This window comes from Cupriavidus sp. WS (genome assembly GCF_000395345.1).
Classification (GTDB): Bacteria; Pseudomonadota; Gammaproteobacteria; order Burkholderiales; family Burkholderiaceae; genus Cupriavidus; species Cupriavidus basilensis_B.
Window position 1 is genome coordinate 1 of sequence record NZ_AQPL01000099.1, and the last position, 19,095, is coordinate 19,095.

At 69.6% G+C, this 19,095-nt stretch carries 16 protein-coding genes; 11 read left to right on the forward strand and 5 right to left on the reverse strand.

Annotated elements, in window-relative coordinates; translation table 11 throughout:
• Positions 1 to 203: 203 nt before the first annotated feature.
• Positions 204 to 527, reverse strand: a complete 324-nt coding sequence (locus tag K206_RS0109760) for an antibiotic biosynthesis monooxygenase (RefSeq protein ID WP_020202232.1) — start codon at positions 525 to 527, stop codon at positions 204 to 206.
• Between the two features lie 100 nt (positions 528 to 627).
• Entirely contained in the window at positions 628 to 1,413 is a 786-nt protein-coding gene (locus K206_RS0109765; RefSeq protein ID WP_020202233.1) for a helix-turn-helix domain-containing protein, read from the reverse strand.
• A gap of 190 nt (positions 1,414 to 1,603) precedes the next feature.
• Here K206_RS0109765 and K206_RS0109770 point away from each other — a divergent pair, with 190 nt between their 5' ends.
• The 8 genes from K206_RS0109770 to K206_RS0109805 all read left to right on the forward strand — a co-directional run bounded on the left by K206_RS0109770 (position 1,604) and on the right by K206_RS0109805 (position 11,615).
• Positions 1,604 to 3,070 carry an SLC13 family permease gene (locus K206_RS0109770; RefSeq protein WP_020202234.1) on the forward strand — a complete coding sequence of 489 codons (1,467 nt, stop codon included), beginning with the start codon at positions 1,604 to 1,606 and terminating at the stop codon, positions 3,068 to 3,070.
• A 111-nt stretch (positions 3,071 to 3,181) separates the two neighbouring features.
• The gene (locus K206_RS0109775) at positions 3,182 to 4,405 is read left to right on the forward strand and encodes an MFS transporter (protein WP_052165841.1); all 1,224 of its coding nucleotides are present in this window, start codon (positions 3,182 to 3,184) and stop codon (positions 4,403 to 4,405) included.
• A 487-nt stretch (positions 4,406 to 4,892) separates the two neighbouring features.
• Positions 4,893 to 5,843: a DUF535 family protein gene (locus K206_RS0109780; protein ID WP_020202236.1), complete on the forward strand. Its 951-nt coding sequence runs from the start codon at positions 4,893 to 4,895 to the stop codon at positions 5,841 to 5,843.
• Between the two features lie 239 nt (positions 5,844 to 6,082).
• Entirely contained in the window at positions 6,083 to 6,901 is an 819-nt protein-coding gene (locus K206_RS0109785; protein WP_052165843.1) for a GntR family transcriptional regulator, read from the forward strand.
• Between the two features lie 113 nt (positions 6,902 to 7,014).
• Positions 7,015 to 8,553: an acetolactate synthase large subunit gene (locus tag K206_RS0109790; RefSeq protein WP_029043427.1), complete on the forward strand. Its 1,539-nt coding sequence runs from the start codon at positions 7,015 to 7,017 to the stop codon at positions 8,551 to 8,553.
• Positions 8,554 to 8,986: 433 nt separating this feature from the next.
• Positions 8,987 to 10,384, forward strand: coding sequence for a DUF3696 domain-containing protein (locus tag K206_RS0109795; RefSeq protein ID WP_029043428.1), 1,398 nt, complete (start codon positions 8,987 to 8,989; stop codon positions 10,382 to 10,384).
• On the forward strand, positions 10,381 to 10,920 hold the full coding sequence (locus tag K206_RS0109800) for a hypothetical protein (protein WP_020202240.1): 540 nt from the start codon (positions 10,381 to 10,383) through the stop codon (positions 10,918 to 10,920). The genes K206_RS0109795 and K206_RS0109800 overlap by 4 nt, the downstream gene beginning before the upstream one ends.
• On the forward strand, positions 10,917 to 11,615 hold the full coding sequence (locus tag K206_RS0109805) for an RNA ligase family protein (protein WP_029043429.1): 699 nt from the start codon (positions 10,917 to 10,919) through the stop codon (positions 11,613 to 11,615). Before K206_RS0109800 ends, K206_RS0109805 begins: the two co-directional genes overlap by 4 nt.
• A gap of 116 nt (positions 11,616 to 11,731) precedes the next feature.
• Here the strand turns inward: K206_RS0109805 and K206_RS0109810 are convergent, their stop codons facing one another.
• Together K206_RS0109810 and K206_RS0109815 are read right to left on the reverse strand one after the other, a co-directional pair.
• Complete coding sequence (locus K206_RS0109810) at positions 11,732 to 12,859, reverse strand: acyl-CoA dehydrogenase family protein (protein WP_020202242.1); 1,128 nt, start codon at positions 12,857 to 12,859, stop codon at positions 11,732 to 11,734.
• Positions 12,860 to 12,888: 29 nt separating this feature from the next.
• Positions 12,889 to 14,091, reverse strand: a complete 1,203-nt coding sequence (locus K206_RS0109815; RefSeq protein WP_020202243.1) for an acyl-CoA dehydrogenase family protein — start codon at positions 14,089 to 14,091, stop codon at positions 12,889 to 12,891.
• A gap of 343 nt (positions 14,092 to 14,434) precedes the next feature.
• On the opposite strand from K206_RS0109815, the gene K206_RS0109820 reads away from it, so the two are divergent.
• The 3 genes from K206_RS0109820 to K206_RS0109830 all read left to right on the forward strand — a co-directional run bounded on the left by K206_RS0109820 (position 14,435) and on the right by K206_RS0109830 (position 18,042).
• Entirely contained in the window at positions 14,435 to 15,415 is a 981-nt protein-coding gene (locus tag K206_RS0109820; RefSeq protein ID WP_020202244.1) for a tripartite tricarboxylate transporter substrate binding protein, read from the forward strand.
• A 73-nt stretch (positions 15,416 to 15,488) separates the two neighbouring features.
• Complete coding sequence (locus K206_RS0109825) at positions 15,489 to 17,042, forward strand: class I adenylate-forming enzyme family protein (protein WP_020202245.1); 1,554 nt, start codon at positions 15,489 to 15,491, stop codon at positions 17,040 to 17,042.
• Between the two features lie 37 nt (positions 17,043 to 17,079).
• Positions 17,080 to 18,042, forward strand: a complete 963-nt coding sequence (locus K206_RS0109830) for a tripartite tricarboxylate transporter substrate binding protein (protein WP_029043431.1) — start codon at positions 17,080 to 17,082, stop codon at positions 18,040 to 18,042.
• 290 nt (positions 18,043 to 18,332) lie between these two features.
• On the opposite strand, the gene K206_RS0109835 is transcribed toward K206_RS0109830, so the two are convergent.
• The coding region (locus K206_RS0109835) for a tripartite tricarboxylate transporter substrate binding protein (protein ID WP_020202247.1) at positions 18,333 to 19,095 on the reverse strand (763 nt) is incomplete at its 5' end.

The window sequence follows — 19,095 nt, forward strand, 5'->3', positions numbered from 1 at the left end:
AAGCCGGTGCGGCGGGACGTCGAGCGGGCCATGCGGCGGGCCGCGATCGAGGCATCGCGCGAAGCCATCTACAAGCTCGCGCGCGAGCGCGAAATCTCGGACGAGGTGGCGCGCGACATGGTCCGGCTGCTGGACCTGGAGGAAGTGCGGCTGGCCTGACCCGCGCCGGCGCGGGCGGGGTGCGCGGTGTCGGTTGCGCGGTATCAGTCCAGCGAGAAATCGTAGTCGCGCTCGACCCGGCAGATGCGGGTCTTGTAGGCCGCGTACCAGCGCTCGCGGCCGAGCCGCTGCGCCATCAGGTGCGCGGCGTCGCGCTTCCACGCCGCGATCGCTTCGAGGCTTTCCCAGTAGGACACCGTGATGCCGATGTCCTCGCGCGCCGACTCGACGCCGAGAAAGCCGGGCTGCCGCGACGCGGAGGCTTCCATCGCCTCGGCCATCGCGCCGTAGCCGTCGTCGGCCCCGGTGCGGATGGAGGTGAAGATCACGGCGTAATAAGGGGTGGCGCGGGTGTCGGCAATGGGCATCGGGGGCCTCTCGTCGCGTGGGAAGGGGACTGGCCGGCCATCTTACCAAGGCCCCGCCGGGCCGGGTGCCGTCGGCCCATTCGTCGGCCGACGCATCGGCCTACGTGTCGGCCCGGTGCGCCATGAAATCGCGCGGCGCCTGTCCCAGCGCGCGCCGGAACATGGTGGAGAACGCGCCGGCATTGGCGTAGCCGGTCTCGGCCGCGACGTGCCCGAGCGGCTTGCCGCGGCTCATCAGGTCCACCGCGTGGGCCAGCCGCAACTGCTGGCGCCAGGCGGCGAAGCTGGTGTGCAGTTCGGTGCGGAACAGGCGCGCCAGCGTGCGCTCGCTGGCGCCCGTGCGCGCCGCCCACTGCGCCAGGCTCAGGGCCGAGCCGGGCGCTTCCATCAGCGCGTCGCACAGCGCCTTGAGGCGGCGGTCGGCCGGCAGCGCCAGCCCGGGCCACAGCGCGGGCGCCGCGCGCAGCTCCTCGATCAGCAGCTCGGCGCTCAACTGCCGCCGGCGCGGCGACAGGTCCGCTGCGCCGGCGAGGGCGACCAGCAGCTGCCGCATCAGCGCCGACACCTCCAGCACCGTGCAGCTCGCAAGCGACAGCGGCGCCGCGGCCGGCAGCACGTAGCAGGCATGCAGCGCGGCATCGCCGAGCGTGACGGTCTCATGCTCCACGTCCGGCGGGATCCACACCGCGCGCATGGGCGGCACCACCCAGGTGGTGTCCCCGGCCGTCACCCGCATGCTGCCGCGCAGCGGCAGCGTGACCTGTCCCCATGCGTGGCGGTGGCGGCGGATGATGGCGTTGGGCGGCGGCAGGCGCAGGTGCACGACGACCGGCTGCGCGGTGGTCGGTTCGGTCAGCGGGATGGGCTGGTAGGTGGTGCGCGTCATCGGCGGGTGTCTCGTCGCGGGGATTCCCGGGGCAGATCCTGCACCGGGTCCGGCGTGATTTTCGGTGCGAATTCCGGTGCGATTGCCGGCGGTGGCTGGAATTCGTAAGAAGTTGCCCGGAAAGTGTAACTCCGCCAAACGCGCGCGGCCTAGCATGACCGGCATGCCAAGGCGCCACGGAGCCCGCCCCATGAGCAACACCATCAGCAACACCATCAGCAACACCAGTCCGGCCACCGCCACGGCCCGGCCCGCGGCCAGCCCGCCGCCCGCCGGCAAGCTTTCCGACAGCGCGCGCGCCGCCGCGGTCATCGCCGTGTGCGTGGCCGCCGTGTGGCTGGCGGGGCGCGCCGCCGGCCTGCCGGCCCCGCTGGTGACGGCCGCGGCGCTGGTGGCGTCCACCGTGTGCTGCTGGGCACTCGGCGTGCTGCCGGAGCCCGTCACCACGCTGCTGTTCTTCCTGTGCGCGGTGCTGCTGCACGTGGCGCCGCCCGCGGTGGCGTTCTCCGGCTTCGCCTCCACCGCGTGGTGGCTGATGTTCGGCGGCGCAGTGACCGGCGTGGCCTTGCGCCACACCGGGCTGGCGCAGCGCCTGGCGGCCATCGTCTTTCGCGGGCGCACGGGCAGCTACCGGCAGGTGATCGCCACCGTGGCGCTGAGCGCGGTCGGCCTGGCTTTCCTGATGCCGTCGACCACCGGGCGCGTGCTGCTGCTGATGCCCATCGTGCTGGCGCTGGCGGACCGCCTCGGCTACGCGCCCGGCTCGAACGGGCGCATCGGCATGGTGCTGACGGTGGCGCTGGCCAGCTACATGCCGCCCACCACCATCCTGCCGGCCAACATTCCCAACAGCGTGCTGCTCGGCGCGGCCGGCTCGCTGTATGGCATCAACCTGAGCTACGGCAGCTATCTGCTGCTGCATTTCCCCATCCTCGGCGCGCTCAAGACCGTGCTGCTGGTGTGGCTGGTGTGCCGGCTGTTCCCGGAAGCGGGGCGTCCCGCCGCGCCGCCGCCGCAGGACGCGGGCGCGCCGGGCCGGCAGGAAACCGTGCTGGCGGCGATCCTGGCGCTGGCCGTGGCCGGCTTCGCCACCGACGCGCTGCACGGCATCTCGCCGGCGTGGATCTCGCTGGCGGCCTGCATCGTGTGCCTGCTGCCCGGCGTGGGGCTGGTGTCGCCGCGCATGCTGGCCGAGCAGGTGCACCTGACGCCGCTGATCTACGTGGCCGGCTTCCTCGGCCTGGGCGCGGTGGTGGAGTCGACCGGGCTGGGCCTGGCGATCAGCAGGGCGTTGTTGCAATGGCTGCCGCTGGCGCCGGGGCACGACGCCGCCAACGTGGCGGCGCTCGGCGCGATGGGCGCCGCCCTGGGGCTGGTGGCCACGCTGCCCGCGCTGCCCGCCGTGCTCACGCCGCTGGCCGGGGAGCTGGCGCAGGCCACCGGCCTGCCGCTGGAAAGCGTGCTGATGCTGCAGGTGCCGGTGTTCTCCACGGTGTTCTTCCCGTACCAGTCGCCGCCCATCGTGATCGCCATGCAGCTCGGCGGCGTGGGGCTGCGCGCCGGCAGCCGGCTGTGCCTGGCGCTGGCCGCGCCGACCCTGCTGGTGCTGCTGCCGCTGGACTACTTCTGGTGGCGCCTGCTCGGCTACCTGCCCTGAGCGCGGCGATGGCCTGCAAGCTCGGGCCATCTGAGGCATGATCTCGACCTTCGATCCGTGGCTCGCCCGACTGCGGGACCGGCCCGGCTCAACCGTAGGAATGCAATCGACATGACGACAAGAGCGGACTGCGCCGCGGCAACGCAAGCCGGCCCGGTGGGCGGCGCCAGCTGGATGACGCTGCTGCTGGCCACGGCCTGCGGGCTGATCGTGGCCAACCTGTATTACGCCCAGCCGCTGATCGGCCCGATCGGCCACGCGCTGGGGCTGTCGCCGCAGGCCGCCGGGCTGATCGTGACGCTGATCCAGGCCGGCTACGGCCTGGGCCTGCTGCTGATCGTGCCGCTGGGCGACATCATCGAGAACCGCCGCCTGATCTGCACGCTGCTGGCGGCCAGCGCGGTGGCGATGGCGGTCGCGGCGCTGGCCGGCCACGCCAGCGTGTTCCTGGCCGCGGCCGTGTGCATCGGGCTGAGCTCGGTGGCGGCGCAGGTGCTGGTGCCGTTTGCGGCGCACCTGGCGCCCGAGCACGTGCGCGGCCGGGTGGTGGGCAACGTGATGAGCGGGCTGATGCTCGGCATCATGCTGGCGCGGCCGGTCTCCAGCCTGGTCACCGACCTGTTCGGCTGGCACGCCATCTTCGCCGGCTCGGCGGTCGGCATGGCCGTGCTGACCGCCGTGCTGGCGCGGCTGCTGCCCGACCGCCGCCCGGTGCCGGTGCGCTACGGCGCCTTGCTGGCATCGATGTGGGAACTGCTGCGCACCCAGCCCGTGCTGCGCCGGCGCGCGGCCTACCAGGCCTGCATGTTCGGCGCCTTCAGCCTGTTCTGGACCACCGTGCCGCTGTGGCTGGCGGGACCGGAGTTCGGCCTGAGCCAGAAGGGCATCGCCCTGTTCGCGCTGGCCGGCGTGGCCGGCGCCGTGGCCGCGCCTATCGCCGGGCGCCTGGCCGACCGCGGCCTGGGCCGCCCCACCACCGCGCTGGCGATGGCGCTGGCGGCCGGCGCCTTCCTGCTGGGCATGGCCGGCACACCCGGCTCGATGCCGGCGCTGGCCGCGCTCACCATCGCCGCCATCACGCTCGACTTCGGCGTGGCGGCCAACCTCGTGGTCGGCCAGCGCGCCATCTTCTCGCTCGGCGGCGCCATCCGCGGGCGGCTCAACGGCGTCTTCATGGCGATCTTCTTCGCCGGCGGCGCCATCGCCTCCGCGCTGGGGGCCTGGGCCTTCGCCCACGGCGGCTGGATGCTGACCAGCTGGATCGGGTTCGGGCTGCCGGTGCTGGCGGGGCTGTATTTCGCGACGGAGCGGCGGCCGGCAGCGGCACACCGCTGAGCCGGGGCCGGATTGGTCCCGGATTGGTCCCGGATTGTCCGGACTGCCGCGGAATGGGCGAGGGTAGGCGCTGACTTCGTGATGGCGCCGGCGCTTTCCCGGTGCCTTCCTTTGCCCGCGCGGGGAGGGAAACAGCAAGTGGCGAGCTGATCTTGTCGAGCGCGCGAGGCCGGCCCCAAGCCGGCCTTTTTTGTTGTCCGCAGAAATTCCCCACTTTCCTGTCAACGGGAACTATTACTGTTCGTTACGAAATATTACGGGCCGGATACATTTGCCTGGCCTCCCGTCCGTCGGGAGACCTGCCGTCTCGTAAACATCGTGTCAGATGCCGCGGACAGACAAGACCGGTTACCGGCTTAGCTGCGGAACAGGGGAGCTTCAAGCCGTGCAGGGACCAGTGTCGAGCCTTCAATGGCTCTCGGCAATCCACGCCCGTGGTTTATTCCGTGACTTCGGGCCGTTTTTCTACTTTCGCTATCTGGCGACATTGAGCGCGCTGGCGGTGTTCTGTTATCCGCAATATGGCGCGCGCTCGCGTCTCAAGCGCCTGAAACTGTTCTGCCGCTCGGCGTTCCGCTTCGCGGCGGTGCGCGCCTGGCTGCAGGCGGTGGATGCCTGCGCGCTGATGCGGTGCGTGGCGGTGGCCAGGCCGGCGCTGCTGGAGCGCCCGTACCGCCCGCTGGGTGTGTCCGGGCTGGGCTTCCGCGCGCGCATGGACACGGTGCTGGACCACTATCGCACCCTGCGCGCGCTGGTGCCGATGGCGCTGTGCGAGCGCATCTACGTGCATGGCGGGCTGGCCTGCGCGTTTGGCGAGGGGCGCTATGCGCTGCGCCTGGCCGACTCGGGGCCCAACCCCAAGGAAGGCGAACTGGCCTTCTACTGGCAGGACACCGCCAGCGGCACCTGCCTGAGCCAGCTCAGCTTCTACCTCCGGCAGGGCAAGGATGGCGCGGAGATCTTCGTCGGCGGCCTGCAGGGCCCGATGGGCGAGCACAGCCGCGACCTGATCCGCGAATCGACCAAGGCCTGCGACGGCCTGCGCCCCAAGGACACGGTCATGGCAGCGCTGCTTGCCCTGGCGGCGGCGCTCGGCGCGCGCCGCATCGTGGGGGTATCCCGGCGCAACCACGTCGGACGCCAGCGCCATACGCCGCGCGCGATCCTGTGCGACTACGAAAGCTTCTGGGCGGAGTACGGCGGCGTGCCGCTCGGCTGCGGCAACATCGGCATGCCGGTCGACCAGCCGCGCCGCGACGTGATGGAACTGCCCTCCAGGAAGCGCGCCGCCTATCGTCGCAAGCAGGCGCAGGCCGACGGCATCCAGGCGGCCGTGCAAGGCTGGCTGACCGCACCCGATGCCATGCCGGCCACCATGCATGCGCCGGCCCTGATGCAGGTCAGGCCGCCGGAAGGCTCGTCGCCGATGGCGGCCTGAAGGCGGCATCAGGACGGCATGCTGCGAGGCGGCGCCGCGCCGCATGCCACCAGGACGAGCGCAAAGCGCGGGAATTCTCCCGCGCTTTTTTTCGCGTCCGGCGCGGGTCCGCTAGTTAACCCTAGTAGTCTAGGTTTGTAGACCTTACTAAAGTAGCTCGCTTGCAGCCAGGCTGCGCCCGCCGCTCGCGCGGCTTGCCGAGCTTTCCGCCGCTCCTTTCGCCGCTCCTCCCGCCGAACATGCAGAACTCCGCGCTGCCCCCAGCCTTTGCCGCCTCCGGCGATCTGCTTTCGCGCAGCCGTCAGCCCGTCTACCTCCAGCTCGCCACCATCTTCCGCCGCCATATCGAGAGCGGCGAGTGGCGGCCCGGCGAGCGCATTCCCTCGCTCGAACAGCTTTGCCGCGAATTCGGCGTGGCGCGCATGACGATGCACAACGCGCTGACCCTGCTGGACGAGGAAGGCCTGCTGATCCGCGAGCGCGGCCGCGGCACCTTCGTCAAGGCCGGCTGCCGCGAGCGCCGCCCGCTGACGCTGCCGGTCAGCTGGGATCAGGCCGTGGCGGTGGGCGAGCGGCTCGGCACCGAGGCGCTCGGCGAATCCGACGGCCTGGTGCCGCTGCCCGATGAGCTCGGCCTGCCGTGCAGCGCCGCGCGCGCGCCGGGCTACCGCTTCCTGCGCCGCCTGCACCACATCGAGCACAAGCCGTTCGCGCTGAGCGAGGTGTACATCGAGGCCGGCGTGTTCGCGCGCGAGCCGGAGGCGTTCCGCCAGGGCGCCTCGGTGCCGGTGCTGGACCGCTTCCCGCAGCTCAAGGTCACGGCCGCCCGCCAGCGCCTGTCCGTCATTGCCGCCGGCGCGGAAACCGCGGCCCGGCTGGCGCTGCCGGTCGGCGCGCCGGTGGCCGAGCTGCGCCGCCATGCCTGCGTGGACGGCGTGATCGTCTATTACGCGCGCATCGAATTCCCGAGCGAGTTCGTCTGCCTCGACTTCGACCTGCTCGCGCCCGGCGCGGGCGCCGTCCCCGCTTATCCGCCACGTCCGGCCGCGCAGCCGTGACCGCGGCGGCCGTCCCGATTCAGCACCCTCATCCTGCAACCCAACCGGAAACCAAGCCAATGCAGACAACCGAGCGCAACCAGCCGAACCACGCAGACAACGGGCAGGGCGAACTGAACGGCGCCGAAAGCCTGGTCAAGACGCTGCTGGCGTGCGGCGTGGATACTTGTTTTGCCAATCCCGGCACCAGCGAAATGCACTTCGTGGCCGCGCTCGACCGCATCCCCGGCATGCGCTGCGTGCTCGGCCTGTTCGAAGGCGTGGTGACAGGCGCGGCCGACGGCTACGCGCGCATGGCCGACAAGCCCGCGGCCACGCTGCTGCACTGCGGCCCGGGCCTGGCCAACGGGCTGGCCAACCTGCACAACGCGCGCCGCGCGCAGACGCCGGTGGTCAACATCGTCGGCGACCAGGCCACCTACCACCGCCCGTTCGACGCGCCGCTGACCGCCGACACCGAAGGCTGGGCGCGCCCGGTCTCGGTCTGGACCCGCACCGCCACGCATGCCGCCTCGGTCGGCGCCGATGCCGCCGCCGCGGTGCAGGCCGCGCTCGGCGCGCCGGGCGGCGTGGCCAGCCTGATCCTGCCCTCCGACGTGTGCTGGGACGCCGGCGGCAAGGTCGCCGCGCCGCTGCCGCCGCTGCCGGTGCCCAAGGTCTCGCCCGACGCCGTGCAGCAGGCCGCGCGCGTGCTGCGCTCCGGCCAGCCCACGCTGATCGTGCTGGCCGGCGCCGCGCTGCGCGAAGCGCCGCTGGCCGACGCACACCGCATCGCCGCCGCCACCGACGCGCGCCTGATCACGCCGATGTCCAACGCGCGCGTGTCGCGCGGCCGCGGCCGCTTCAACGTCGACCGCGTGCCGTACTCCGGCGACGTGGCGCGCGCCAAGCTGGCCGGCATCCGCAACGTCATCCTGGTCGGCGCGCCGCCGCCCGTGACCTTCTTCGCCTATCCCGGCAAGTCGCCGCGCCCGTACCCGGAAGACGCCGACGTGCTCGTGCTCGCCCGCCCCGAGCAGGACCTCGCCGAAGCGCTCGCGCGCCTGGCCGACGAACTCGGCGCGCCCGCCGTCGCGCTGCCGGCCTCCGCTGCGTCGCACGAAGTCGCCAAGGGCGCCGTGACCTCCGAAGCCGTGGCGCAGACGCTGACCGCGCTGCTGCCCGAGCAGGCCATCGTGGTGGAAGAAAGCGTGAGCTTCGGCCGCGCCTTCTATCCCGGCACCGTGCACGCCGCGCCGCACGACTGGCTGCAGCTCACCGGCGGCGCCATCGGCGACGGCCTGCCGCTGGCCACCGGCGCCGCCGTCGCCGCGCCCGGCCGCCGCGTGGTCGCGCTGCAGGCCGACGGCTCCGGCATGTACACGCTGCAATCGCTGTGGACGATGGCACGCGAAAAGCTCGACGTGACCGTGGTGGTGCTGGCCAACCGCAAATACGCGATCCTGCTCGGCGAACTCGCCGGCGTCGGCGCCAATCCCGGCAAGACCGCGCTCGACATGCTCGACATCGGCAACCCCGATCTCGACTGGGTGAAGCTGGCCAACGGCATGGGGGTGGAAGGCGCGCGCGCGGTGGATATGGAGGGGTTTGCGGCGCTGTTCGCGGCGGCCAATGCGAAGGCGGGGCCGTTCTTGATTGAGTTGGTGATTTGAGCTGTTAGCCGGCGCGCCCGATGGGGAATCCGTTGGAACAGGCATATCGTGGACTGGCCACCGTGCGGTATCGGGCCAGCCACGGCAGGCAATCGCGAAGATGGATTGTTCCAGGGAATCCGTCATGTCTTGCCACGCTGCGTTCCCGGCAGCGTGCCGGCAGAAGTATCGGATGTGATTGGATGTATTATTGGCGGCAATGATCGTCAACAGGCTGCGGCATAAAGGAAGCAGGAAGAGAAACATCCCAATGCCGCATCACCTTTCCAGTACATCGTCGACTACCACCTTGCCACTTCCTGATCGACGGGGTGGTGCTGTGGATCCAACACGTATCCTCGGTTTCGATGAAGGCCTTCCGCTTGGTTGCCGATGCGTCGGTGAGCGGCGAGAGGTCATTCGTTAGCGGAATTTGAGAAGGGAACATCCGCCGATGCTGAACCATCTTCATATCAAGAACTTCAAAGCCTGGAAAGACACGGGTCCGATTCGTCTGGCGCCATTGACGGTGATTTTCGGCGCCAACAGCGCGGGCAAAAGCAGCCTCGGGCACTTGTTGCTGGCTCTGCAGCAAACGGCGCGCTCGACAGATCGAAAACGGGCTCTGCATCTGGGAGATACCTCCTCACTCATCGATCTGGGCACCTTCGCAGACTGCCTGCACGGCCATGACTTGACGCAGTCACTGGAGTTCGAGATCGGCTGGTCTTTGCCCAGGGCGCTGGAGGTGCGCGATCCACTGCAAGCCGCGGTGCGTTACCAGGGCGACCATATGCGGCTGGCGGTGGAACTGGTTGCCGGCAAGTCCGCCCAGCCCGAGGTGCAGGCACTGAGTTATGTACTGGGCTCGGATGCGGAAGACGTTCTCGATGTGTCGCTGCGGCGAGATGACAAGCGGAAATTCACGCTGTCATCGCAGCGCTACGGGTTCAAGATGGCCGACGGCCGCAAATGGCCTCTCGAGGAGCCGGAGAAGTTCTATCGCCTGTCGGACGTCAGCAATGCGCGCTTCAAGAACGCGGGCTTCCTGGCGGACTTCGCGCTGGCCACCGAGGCCATGCTGGATAGCCTGTCCTATCTGGGGCCTCTGCGCAATCATCCCCAGCGGATCTATCAGTGGTCGGGAGATACGCCTTCGAGCGTGGGGCAGATGGGCGAGTACGCCATCGCGGCAATCCTGGCGGCACAGAGCGAAGGGCGCATGCTCAACCGTGGCCCGAAGCGGGCCAAGCAGGGATTTGCCACGTTCATTGCCGCCTGGCTGAAAGACCTGGGCGTGATACATGATTTTTCCGTCAAGCCCGTGGCAGAAGGGCGCAAGGAATACGAAGTCCTGGTCAGGACGCATGCCAAGGCGCCGGAGGTCAAGATCACCGATGTCGGGTTCGGCGTGTCGCAGGTGCTTCCGGCTTTGGTGCAGGCTTTCTATTGCCCGCCGAACTCCACGGTGTGGATGGAGCAGCCCGAGATTCATCTGCACCCGCAGGTGCAGGCCGAACTGGCGGACGTATTCATTTCGGCCACGCAGGCGCGTGAAAACGGCAGGGCGCGTCATGTTCAACTGATCGTGGAAAGCCACTCCGAGCATTTCCTCAACCGCCTGCAGCGCCGCGTGGCCGAGGGCGCCGTTGCACCCGAGGACGTGGCGGTGTACTTCTGCCGTCGTGCCGGCGCCGCCACCGAACTGGAGCCGCTGAAGTTGAACATGTTCGGCGAAATCGAGAACTGGCCGGAGCACTTCTTCGGCGACGAGATGGCCGACATCGCGGGCCGCACCCTGGCAGCGATGCAGCGCAGGCGTGAGTTGGACCAGAAGGACAGGGCAGAATGAAGGCTGTCATCGATACCAATGTCCTGCTGGTTGCGAATGGGCAGCATGCCGACGTGTCGGCCGATTGTGTCATCGAGTGCGTGCGGCGTCTGCAGGCCGTGCAGCAGGGTGGCGTGGCGGTGATCGACGATGGCTACAGGATACTTGGCGAGTATCTGCACAAGACCAGCGTCAATCCACCAAAGGGGGTTGGCGATGTGTTCCTGAAGTGGCTGTTGCGAGAAGCGGGCAACGCCGCGCGCGTAGAGCAGGTATCGCTGACGGAGACGGCGGCTGACCGCTTCGCCGAATTTCCCGATCCGGTCCTGGAACCGCATTTCGATGCCCCTGACCGGAAGTTCGCCGCCGTGGCCCATGCTCACCCCGGCAAACCTCCGGTATGGCAGGCGGCTGACTGCAAATGGCTGGACTGGTGGCCGGCATTGCGGGCTCAAGGCGTTGAGGTGGAGTTTCTCTGCCCGGCCGATGCCTGCAGGTTCTATGGCAGGAAATTTCCCGGCAAACCTGGTCCGGCATTGCCTGGTGGCAACTCGTGACAGCGTTCTTCCGTTTCCCCCATACGCCGCATCTGGCCTGGCTCGGTCGGGGAGAGCCCCGCGACGACAAGGTGCTGTCGCTCACCGAAGCCAGGGACTTGCTGGATGGCGATGTCGTCGTCGAAGAAAAGCTTGATGGTGCCAACCTGGGTTTTTCGTTGTCCCCGGAGGGCCGGCTGCTTGCCCAGAATCGCGGCCAGTATCTGATCGAGCCGCATGCAGGCCAGTTCGCGCGCCTGCCCGCATGGCTGTCCGTGCACGCCGATGCGCTGCTGGGCGGTCTGGAACCCGAACTGATGCTGTTCGGTGAGTGGTGTGCCGCCCGGCATTCGCTGGACTACAGCGCACTGCCCGACTGGTTCTTGCTGTTCGACGTGTATGACCGCGCCGCGAACCGGTTCTGGAGCACGGCGCGTCGCAATGCGTTGGCGCAGTCGGTGGGGCTGAGCACGGTCCCACTGATCCGGCAAGGTCGCACGTCCCTGAGCGAGTTGAAGCAGGTGGTGGGCAACACGCCAAGTCACTATCGCGCCGGGCCGCTGGAAGGTGTGGTGGTGCGCCGCGAATCGGCTGATTGGTGCGAAGCGCGCGCCAAGCTGGTCAGGCCGGACTTCACGCAGACCATCGATACCCACTGGCGCAAGCGTGCCATCGAATGGAACAGGATAGATAGCCTGGCCGGCACGAAGGCGTGAATCCGCTGCGGCGCGCGCCAGCCGGCAAGGCCGGCAGAACGGCGCGCGGCTGCGGACAAGTGCAAGTGGCGCCTGCCGGGCCGCGCGACGATGCCAGGATCGTCTTGAGACGACCCCTACCCCACCATCACCTCCCCATACCGCTGCACATGAAAATCGCTATCTCCCAGCAGCGGGTCGATCATCGTCAGCCGCTTGAAGTAGTCCCCCACCTCGAGTTCGTCCGTCATCCCCATCCCGCCGTGTAGCTGCACCGCCTGCTGGCCGACGAAGCGGCCGGCCCTGGCGACCACCACCTTGGCGCCGCTGAGCATGCGGCGGCGCTGCGCGGGGTCGGTTTCGTCCAGCGCCTGGGCGGCGACGTAGGCCATCGACAGCGCCAGTTCCTTCTGCACCAGCATGTCGGCCATGCGGTGCTGCAGCGCCTGGAACGCGGCCAGCGGCTTGCCGAACTGCTGGCGCGTGCGCAGGTATTCGCCGGTGATCTCGATCAGCCGTTCCATTGCGCCGGCGGCTTCGGCGCACAGCGCGGCGATGCCGTGGTCGATGCCGTGCGTGAGCGCGGCCAGGCCGTTGCCTTCGCTGCCGACCAGCGCGGCGGCGTCGACCGTGGCGTCGTGCAGCGTGATGTCGGCGGCGCGCAGGCCGTCCATCGTGGGATAGCCGTGCACGCTCAGGCCGGGCGTGTCCCCGGGCACCAGGAACAGCGACAGTTCGTTGCTGCCGGCGAGGCGCGCGCTGACCAGGAAGGCGTCGGCGGCTTCGCCGTGCCAGGCGAGGGTCTTGGTGCCGTTGAGCTGGTAGCCGTCGTCCTTGCGCTCGGCCGCCGCGCGCGCGCTTTCGGCGCGGTAGCGGGTGGTGGGCTCGAGGTAGGCGAGGGTGACGATGCGCTCGCCGCCGGCGATGGCGGGCAGCCATGCTTGCTTCTGCGCCGCGCTGCCGTAGGCGCTCAGCACGGCGGTGGAGATGACCGCGGCGGGCGTGACCGGCTCGAGCACGAGGCCGCGGCCGAGTTCGCGCTGCACCACCAGCTGGCTGGCGGCGCTTTCGCCGAAGCCGCCGTATTCGGCGGGCACGGTCAGGCCGAGCACGCCCATCTCGGCGAGCTGGGCCCACGCGGCGCGGTCGAGGCTGTTGCCGCCGCGCGCGCTGGCGCGGCGCCGGGCGAAGGTGTATTCGGTGTCGATGAAGCGGCGCAGGCTGTCGGCCAGCATCTGCTGTTCTTCGCTGTAGTTGAAGTCCATGACTGTGCTTGTTCCTTCCGTCCCGGCGTTCAGAAACCCAGGATCATCTTGGAGATGATGTTCTTCTGCACTTCGGTGGCGCCGCCGTAGATGGAGGTCTTGCGCATGTCGAAGTAGGTGGAGGCCGCGGGCGCGGCCCAGGCCGGCGCGTGCGTCGGCAGGTCGGCGGGCGTCTCGCCGGCCTCGAGCCAGCGCGGCGAATACGGCCAGGCGCCGGGGCCGGCCACTTCCATCTGCAGCATGGCCAGGTCCTGCTGGATCTCGGAGCCGCGGATCTTGACGATGGAGGCCTCGGGGCCGGGCTGGCCGGCGGACTGCGTAGCCACGCGCAGCAGCAGCATTTCCAGCGCCATGATGTCCATCTCGATTCGCGCGATCTTGTCGCGCATGCGCACGTCGTCGATCAGCGGGCGGCCGGCGCCGTCGGTGGCCTGCGCGGCGTAGTGCTTGAGCTGGCGCAGTTCGCGGTTGCAGTGGCCGATGCCGGCGATGCCGGTGCGCTCGTGGCCGAGCAGGTACTTGGCGTAGGTCCAGCCGCGGTTCTCTTCGCCGAGCAGGTTGGCCGCCGGCACTTCCACGTCCTCGAACCACACTTCGTTGACGTCGTGGCCGCCGTCGAGCGTGACGATCGGGCGCACCGTCACGCCGGGCGTCTTCATGTCGATCAGCAGCATGGAGATGCCTTCCTGCGCCTTGGCCTCGGTGTCGGTGCGCACCAGGCAGAAGATCCAGTCGGCGAAATGCGCCATCGTGGTCCAGGTCTTCTGGCCGTTGACGATGTAGCGGTCGCCGTGGCGCACCGCGCGCGTCTTGAGCGAGGCCAGGTCCGAGCCGGAGCCCGGTTCCGAATAGCCCTGGCACCAGAAATCTTCCACCGTGGGGATGCGCGGCAGGAAGCGTTCCTGGTGCTCGGGGCTGGCGTACTTCATCAGCACCGGGCCGATCATGGTCAGGCCGAACGGCAGCAGGCGCGGCGCGCCGGCGCGGAAGGTCTCGATCTCGAAGATCAGGCGCTGCAGCGGCGTCCAGCCGGTGCCGCCCCATTGCTTCGGCCATGTCGGCGCGCCCCAGCCGTGCGCGTGCAGCACGCGGTGCCAGCGCACGTAGTCGTCCTTCTCCACGCGCTGGTGGGCCAGTACCTTGTCGCGGATGTCCGCCGGCAGGCTGGCCTGCACGAAGGTCCGAACCTCTTCGCGGAACGACTGCTCCGCGGCGTTGAAACGCAAATCCATCTGCTTGTCCCCTCGGTTGGGAAGGCTGGCCGCGTCGCGGCGGCGGCATGCCGGCGCAACGCGGCTGCCTCCACGATACGGTGAGACGATTCTATGTGCGGCGCGTGGTTCGGAGTTTCCGCAATGGCAAAGCCGCACTTCGGCAGGCACAAAGCGTTGTGCGGCTGTTGTCCCCGCATTCCTGACAAGGGTTTCCCCCAGTGCGCGGATGGCGGAGCATGCCATTCACGCCAGCCTGAAGGCGGCCTTAGCCAAATCCAAATGGCGTGCCCGCGGCGGCTGGCCCAAACTGGCGCCGTGCCATCGCAGCACAAAACAGAAATCACGCCGAGGAGACAGGCGCATGTCACGCTGGACCCAACGATGCACCAGGCTGCTCGCGCTATGCGGCGGACTGCTGGCCGCCGCGAGCGCGTTCGCGGCTTATCCCGACAAGCCGGTGCGGCTGGTCGTGCCCTTTCCGCCGGGCGGCGCCACCGACCTGCTGGCGCGCGAGATCAGCCATGCGCTGTCGGTGCGGCTGGGCCAGCCGGTGGTGATCGAGAACCGGCCCGGCGCGGGCGGCAATATCGCCGCGGTGTCGGTGGCGCGCGCGCCGGCCGATGGCTACACGCTGTTCTTCGGCACCTTCGGCTCGCTGGCCGTCAACAAGAGCCTGTACGACAAGCCGGGCTACGACCCGCTCAAGGATTTCGCGCCGGTGGCGTCGGTGGCCTACCTGCCCAACGTGCTGGTGGTGCACCCGTCGGTGCCCGCGCGCAACGTGGCCGAACTGATCGCGCTGGCCAAGCGCGAGCCCGGCAAGCTGAGCTACGGCTCGTTCGGCAACGGCTCGTCCTCGCACCTGGCGGGCGAGCTGTTTACCCACATGGCGGGCGTGCGCATCGACCACGTGCCGTACAAGGGCAGCGCGCCGGCCATGACCGACCTGATCGGCGGGCGCCTGACCATGATGTTCGACAGCATTTCCACGGCGCTGCCCTACGTGCGCGACGGCCGCGTGCGCGCGCTCGGCGTGACCACCGCGAAGGCGTCGGACCAGTTGCCCGGCGTGCCCACGCTGGCCGCCGCGGGCGTGCCCGGCTACGAGCTGACCGCGTGGTTCGGCGTGGCCGCGCCGGCCAACACGCCGCCGGCGGTGGTCGACCGCCTCAATGCCGAGATCGTGGCCGCGCTGGCGCAGCCCGAGCTGGCCGCGCGGCTGGCGGCGCAGGGCACGGTGCCGTTCCCGTCCACGCCGGCGCAGTTCGGCGCCTACATGCGCAGCCAGTACCAGAAGTGGGACGGGCTGATCAAGTCGGCCGGCATCCACCTGGACCAGTAGCTTTGCCCGTGGCCGGCGCTTCGCGGCGCCGGCTTCTTCCTGTCAGCGTCATCCGCATTACATCGCCCGCATCATGCCTTCCTTCCGCCCTGAGTTCATCCACGACATCCCCAAGCACTGGGCCGAGCGCGCGCCCGACGCACCCTGCCTGCACCTGGCCGGCGGGATCCTGAGCTACGGCGCGCTGTGGCAGCGCATCGCCGCCGCGCGCGACTGGCTGGCCGCGCGCGGCGTGGGCCAGGGCGACCGCGTGATGGTGGTGGGCGAGAACTGCACCGAGATGGTGGTCATGCTGTTTGCGTGCAGCACGCTGCATGCGTGGCCGATCCAGGTCAACGCGCGGCTCTCGCCGCGCGAGATCGACGGCATCCGCGCGCATGCGGAGCCGCTGCTGACCTTCTTCACCAGCAACGTGTCCGACGTGGCCGCCGCGCACGCGGCCCGCCTCGGCGCGCAGCCGTCGGACTGCGCCGCGCTCGACCCGAACTTCGCGGTGCTGCGCGCGGAGCACGCGCCGCAGCGCGTGGACGCCGCCGAGGCGCGCGACATCGCCACGCTGATCTATACCTCGGGCACCACCGGCGCGCCCAAGGGCGTGATGGTGCCGCACGCGGGCCTGACGGTGTTCGCGCGCATCTCCGCCACCTCGCGCGACCTCGGCCCGGACGACATCGCCTACGGTGCGCTGCCGCTGTCGCATATCTTCGGCATCGCCACGGTGCTGATGGCCACGCTCTATGCCGGCGCCAGCCTGGTGATGCGCCCGCGCTTCGACGCGGCCGACGTGTTCGCGGCGCTGCGCTCGCCCGGCCTCACCATGCTGCAGGGCGTGCCGACCATGTTCACGCGCATCATGGCGCTGGCGCGCGAGATGACCGCGCGCACCGGCCAGACCGGCGCCACGGCCTTCCCGCGCCTGCGCTACCTGTACACCGGCGGCGCGCCGCTGGACCCCACGCTCAAGCGCGACACCGAGACGTGGTTCGGCCAGCCGCTGCACCACGGCTACGGCATCACGGAGTACGCCGGCTCGCTGTTCATCACGCGCAAGGACGCGCCGCGCGCGGACTGCTCGGCCGGCTACATCGTCGAAGGCGTGGAGATCGCCATCACCGACGAGCAGGGCCAGCCGATGCCGCCCGGCGAGCGCGGCCAGATCCGCGTGCGCGGGCCCGGCGTGATGCGCGGCTATTTCCGCAACGCCGGGCAGACCGCCGAGGCGCTGCTGCCTGGCGGCTGGCTCAACACCGGCGACCTGGGCTATCTCGACGCGGACGGCGCGCTGTTCATCGTCGGCCGCTCGAAGGACCTGATCATCCGCTCGGGCTTCAACGTCTATCCGATCGAGGTGGAGTCGGTCATCAATGCCTTCCCCGGCGTGCGCCAGTCCGCCGTGGTGGGCCGCGCCGCCGCCGACGGCAACGAGGAAGTGGTGGCCTTTATCGAAACCCAGCCCGGCACCACGCTCGACGTGCCCGCGCTGCAGGCCTACCTGCGCGAGAGCCTGGCGCCGTACAAGCGGCCCGCGCAGGTGTGCGTGATCGAGACCATTCCCACCACCGCCAGCGGCAAGCTGCTCAAGCAGCCGCTGCGCGCCCTGGTGGAGGGCAACGCGGCGGCGGCCTGAACGCGCGCCGGCGCAAACACAAGAAGGAGGAGACACGATGAAACGATGGATGATGGCCGGCCTGCTGCTGGCCGCGGCGCACGGCGTCGCCTGGGCCGACGCCTACCCGGCGCGCCCGGTCAAGCTGCTGGTGGGCTACGCGCCCGGCGGCCCGGTCGACACCGCCGCGCGCATCTACGCCGACTACCTCGGCCGCGTGCTCAAACAGCCGGTGGTGGTGGACAATCGCGCCGGCGCCAGCGGCGCCATCGCCGCGGACCTGACCGCGAAGTCTACGCCGGACGGCTACACGCTGTACTTCGTGGCCAGCCCGACCATGACCATGACGCCGCTGATCCAGAAGTCGGTGAACTTCAACCCCACCAAGGACTTCAGCTACATCGGCCTGATCACCGACTACACCAACGTCCTGCTCATCAACAAGGAATTCCCCGCCAAGGACGTGGGCGAGCTGGTGGACTACGCGCGCAAGCATCCCGAAGGCGTGAGCTTCGGCTCGGCCGGCGTGGGCGCCTCCAACCACCTGTCGGCGGAACTGCTGGCGGAGATGGGCGGCGTGAAGATGCTGCACGTGCCGTACAAGGGCAACTCGCCGGCGATGGCCGACGTGATCGGCGGCAAGGTGACGTTCATGTTCGACATCACCGGCACCGCCATCGGCTATATCCAGGGCGGCAAGGTGCGCGCGCTGGCGGTCACGTCGAAGGCCCGCAACGCCGCGCTGCCCAACGTGCCGACCATGATCGAGTCCGGCCTGAAGAACTACGACGTCACCGGCTGGTACGCGCTGGTGGGGCCGCCCAGGCTGCCCGCCGAGGTGGTGGACAAGCTGGTCAAGGCGCAGAAGGCGATCGGCGACGATCCGGCTTTCCAGCAGCGCATGACGCAGGGCGGTTACGACCTCAACATCACCGGGCCGAAGCCGCTGTCGGACCGTATCCAGAAGGAGCTGGCCTTGTGGGGCGGCGTGGTGAAGACGGCGAAGATCCAGGTGGAGTGAGGATGCGCTGAGTTTGTGTTGCTGGGAGGAAAGCGGCTCTGGTGGGCCGCTTTTTTTTTTTGCTGCCGTCTTTTATTTGGCGGGGAAGCGCGGGTTGCGGTTCGCGGTGGTGGTGACTTCGTGGCGGCGCCTGGCCCTCTCCCCCGGCCCCTCTCCCGCACGCGGGAGAGGGGCCGGGGGAGCGGGCGAGCGCCGGCGAAAGCGAAGACATTCACTCCGCAAGAAGCACCAGTTCCCGCCCCGGCACGACAGCATCACGCACCACCACGTGCCCCCCGCAAACCGCCAGGTCAGTCCGCCTTGATGCTAAGCCGTTCCACCAGCGCCTTCTCGCTGGCGATCTGCTGCATGGCGTAGCGCGTGTAGCTCGCGCTGTCGAGGTACATCAGGTCCTGGTCCTGCTGCCTGAGCGCGGCGAGGTGCTGCGGGTCCTCGGCGGCGCGTTTGAGCGCGGCTTCGAGGATGCGCACCACGTGCGGGTCCATGTCTTTCGGCCCGGCCACGCCGTACGGCGAATTGGAGACGATGTCGTAGCCGAGCTCGCGCAGCGTGGGCACGCCGAGCCAGCGCGACGAGCGCTGCGCGGTCCACAGGTTGAGCCAGCGCAGCTTGCCGGCATCCACCAGCGTGCCGGCCGAGTTGCCCGCGGCGCACAGTTGCACGTGGTTGCCCATCAGCGAGTTGATGCAGTCGGCGTCGCCCTTGAACGGCACGTGGTTGACGGCCAGGTTTTCCTTGCCGGCCAGTTCCATCATGGTGAGGTGCGGCGAGGAGAACTGGCCCGGCGAGCCGTAGCCGAGCGTGCCGGGCCGTGCGCGCGCGGCGGCGAGGAAGTCATGCCAGTCCCGCCACGGCGAATCGGCGCGCACCACCGCGCCGAAGGTATAGCCGGTGATGCGCGCGAGGTAGGTGAAGTCACGCGCCGGGTCGAAGGTGGTCTTCTGGATGAAGGGCTGGCGGAATACCGTGACCGGCATGACGGCGAGCGTGTAGCCGTCGGGCCGGGCCTGCCTGATGGCCATCGCGCCCATCGTGCCCGAGACGCCGGGCTTG

Coding starts and splice junctions, on each gene's coding strand:
- K206_RS0109830 (WP_029043431.1), top strand. CDS start 17,080: ATGAAACGATGGATGATGGCCGGCCTGCTGCTGGCCGCGGCGCACGGC.
- K206_RS0109765 (WP_020202233.1), bottom strand. CDS start 1,413: ATGACGCGCACCACCTACCAGCCCATCCCGCTGACCGAACCGACCACC.
- K206_RS0109815 (WP_020202243.1), bottom strand. CDS start 14,091: ATGGATTTGCGTTTCAACGCCGCGGAGCAGTCGTTCCGCGAAGAGGTT.
- K206_RS0109820 (WP_020202244.1), top strand. CDS start 14,435: ATGTCACGCTGGACCCAACGATGCACCAGGCTGCTCGCGCTATGCGGC.
- K206_RS0109760 (WP_020202232.1), bottom strand. CDS start 527: ATGCCCATTGCCGACACCCGCGCCACCCCTTATTACGCCGTGATCTTC.
- K206_RS0109785 (WP_052165843.1), top strand. CDS start 6,083: ATGCAGAACTCCGCGCTGCCCCCAGCCTTTGCCGCCTCCGGCGATCTG.
- K206_RS0109800 (WP_020202240.1), top strand. CDS start 10,381: ATGAAGGCTGTCATCGATACCAATGTCCTGCTGGTTGCGAATGGGCAG.
- K206_RS0109810 (WP_020202242.1), bottom strand. CDS start 12,859: ATGGACTTCAACTACAGCGAAGAACAGCAGATGCTGGCCGACAGCCTG.
- K206_RS0109795 (WP_029043428.1), top strand. CDS start 8,987: ATGCTGAACCATCTTCATATCAAGAACTTCAAAGCCTGGAAAGACACG.
- K206_RS0109770 (WP_020202234.1), top strand. CDS start 1,604: ATGAGCAACACCATCAGCAACACCATCAGCAACACCAGTCCGGCCACC.
- K206_RS0109825 (WP_020202245.1), top strand. CDS start 15,489: ATGCCTTCCTTCCGCCCTGAGTTCATCCACGACATCCCCAAGCACTGG.
- K206_RS0109775 (WP_052165841.1), top strand. CDS start 3,182: ATGACGACAAGAGCGGACTGCGCCGCGGCAACGCAAGCCGGCCCGGTG.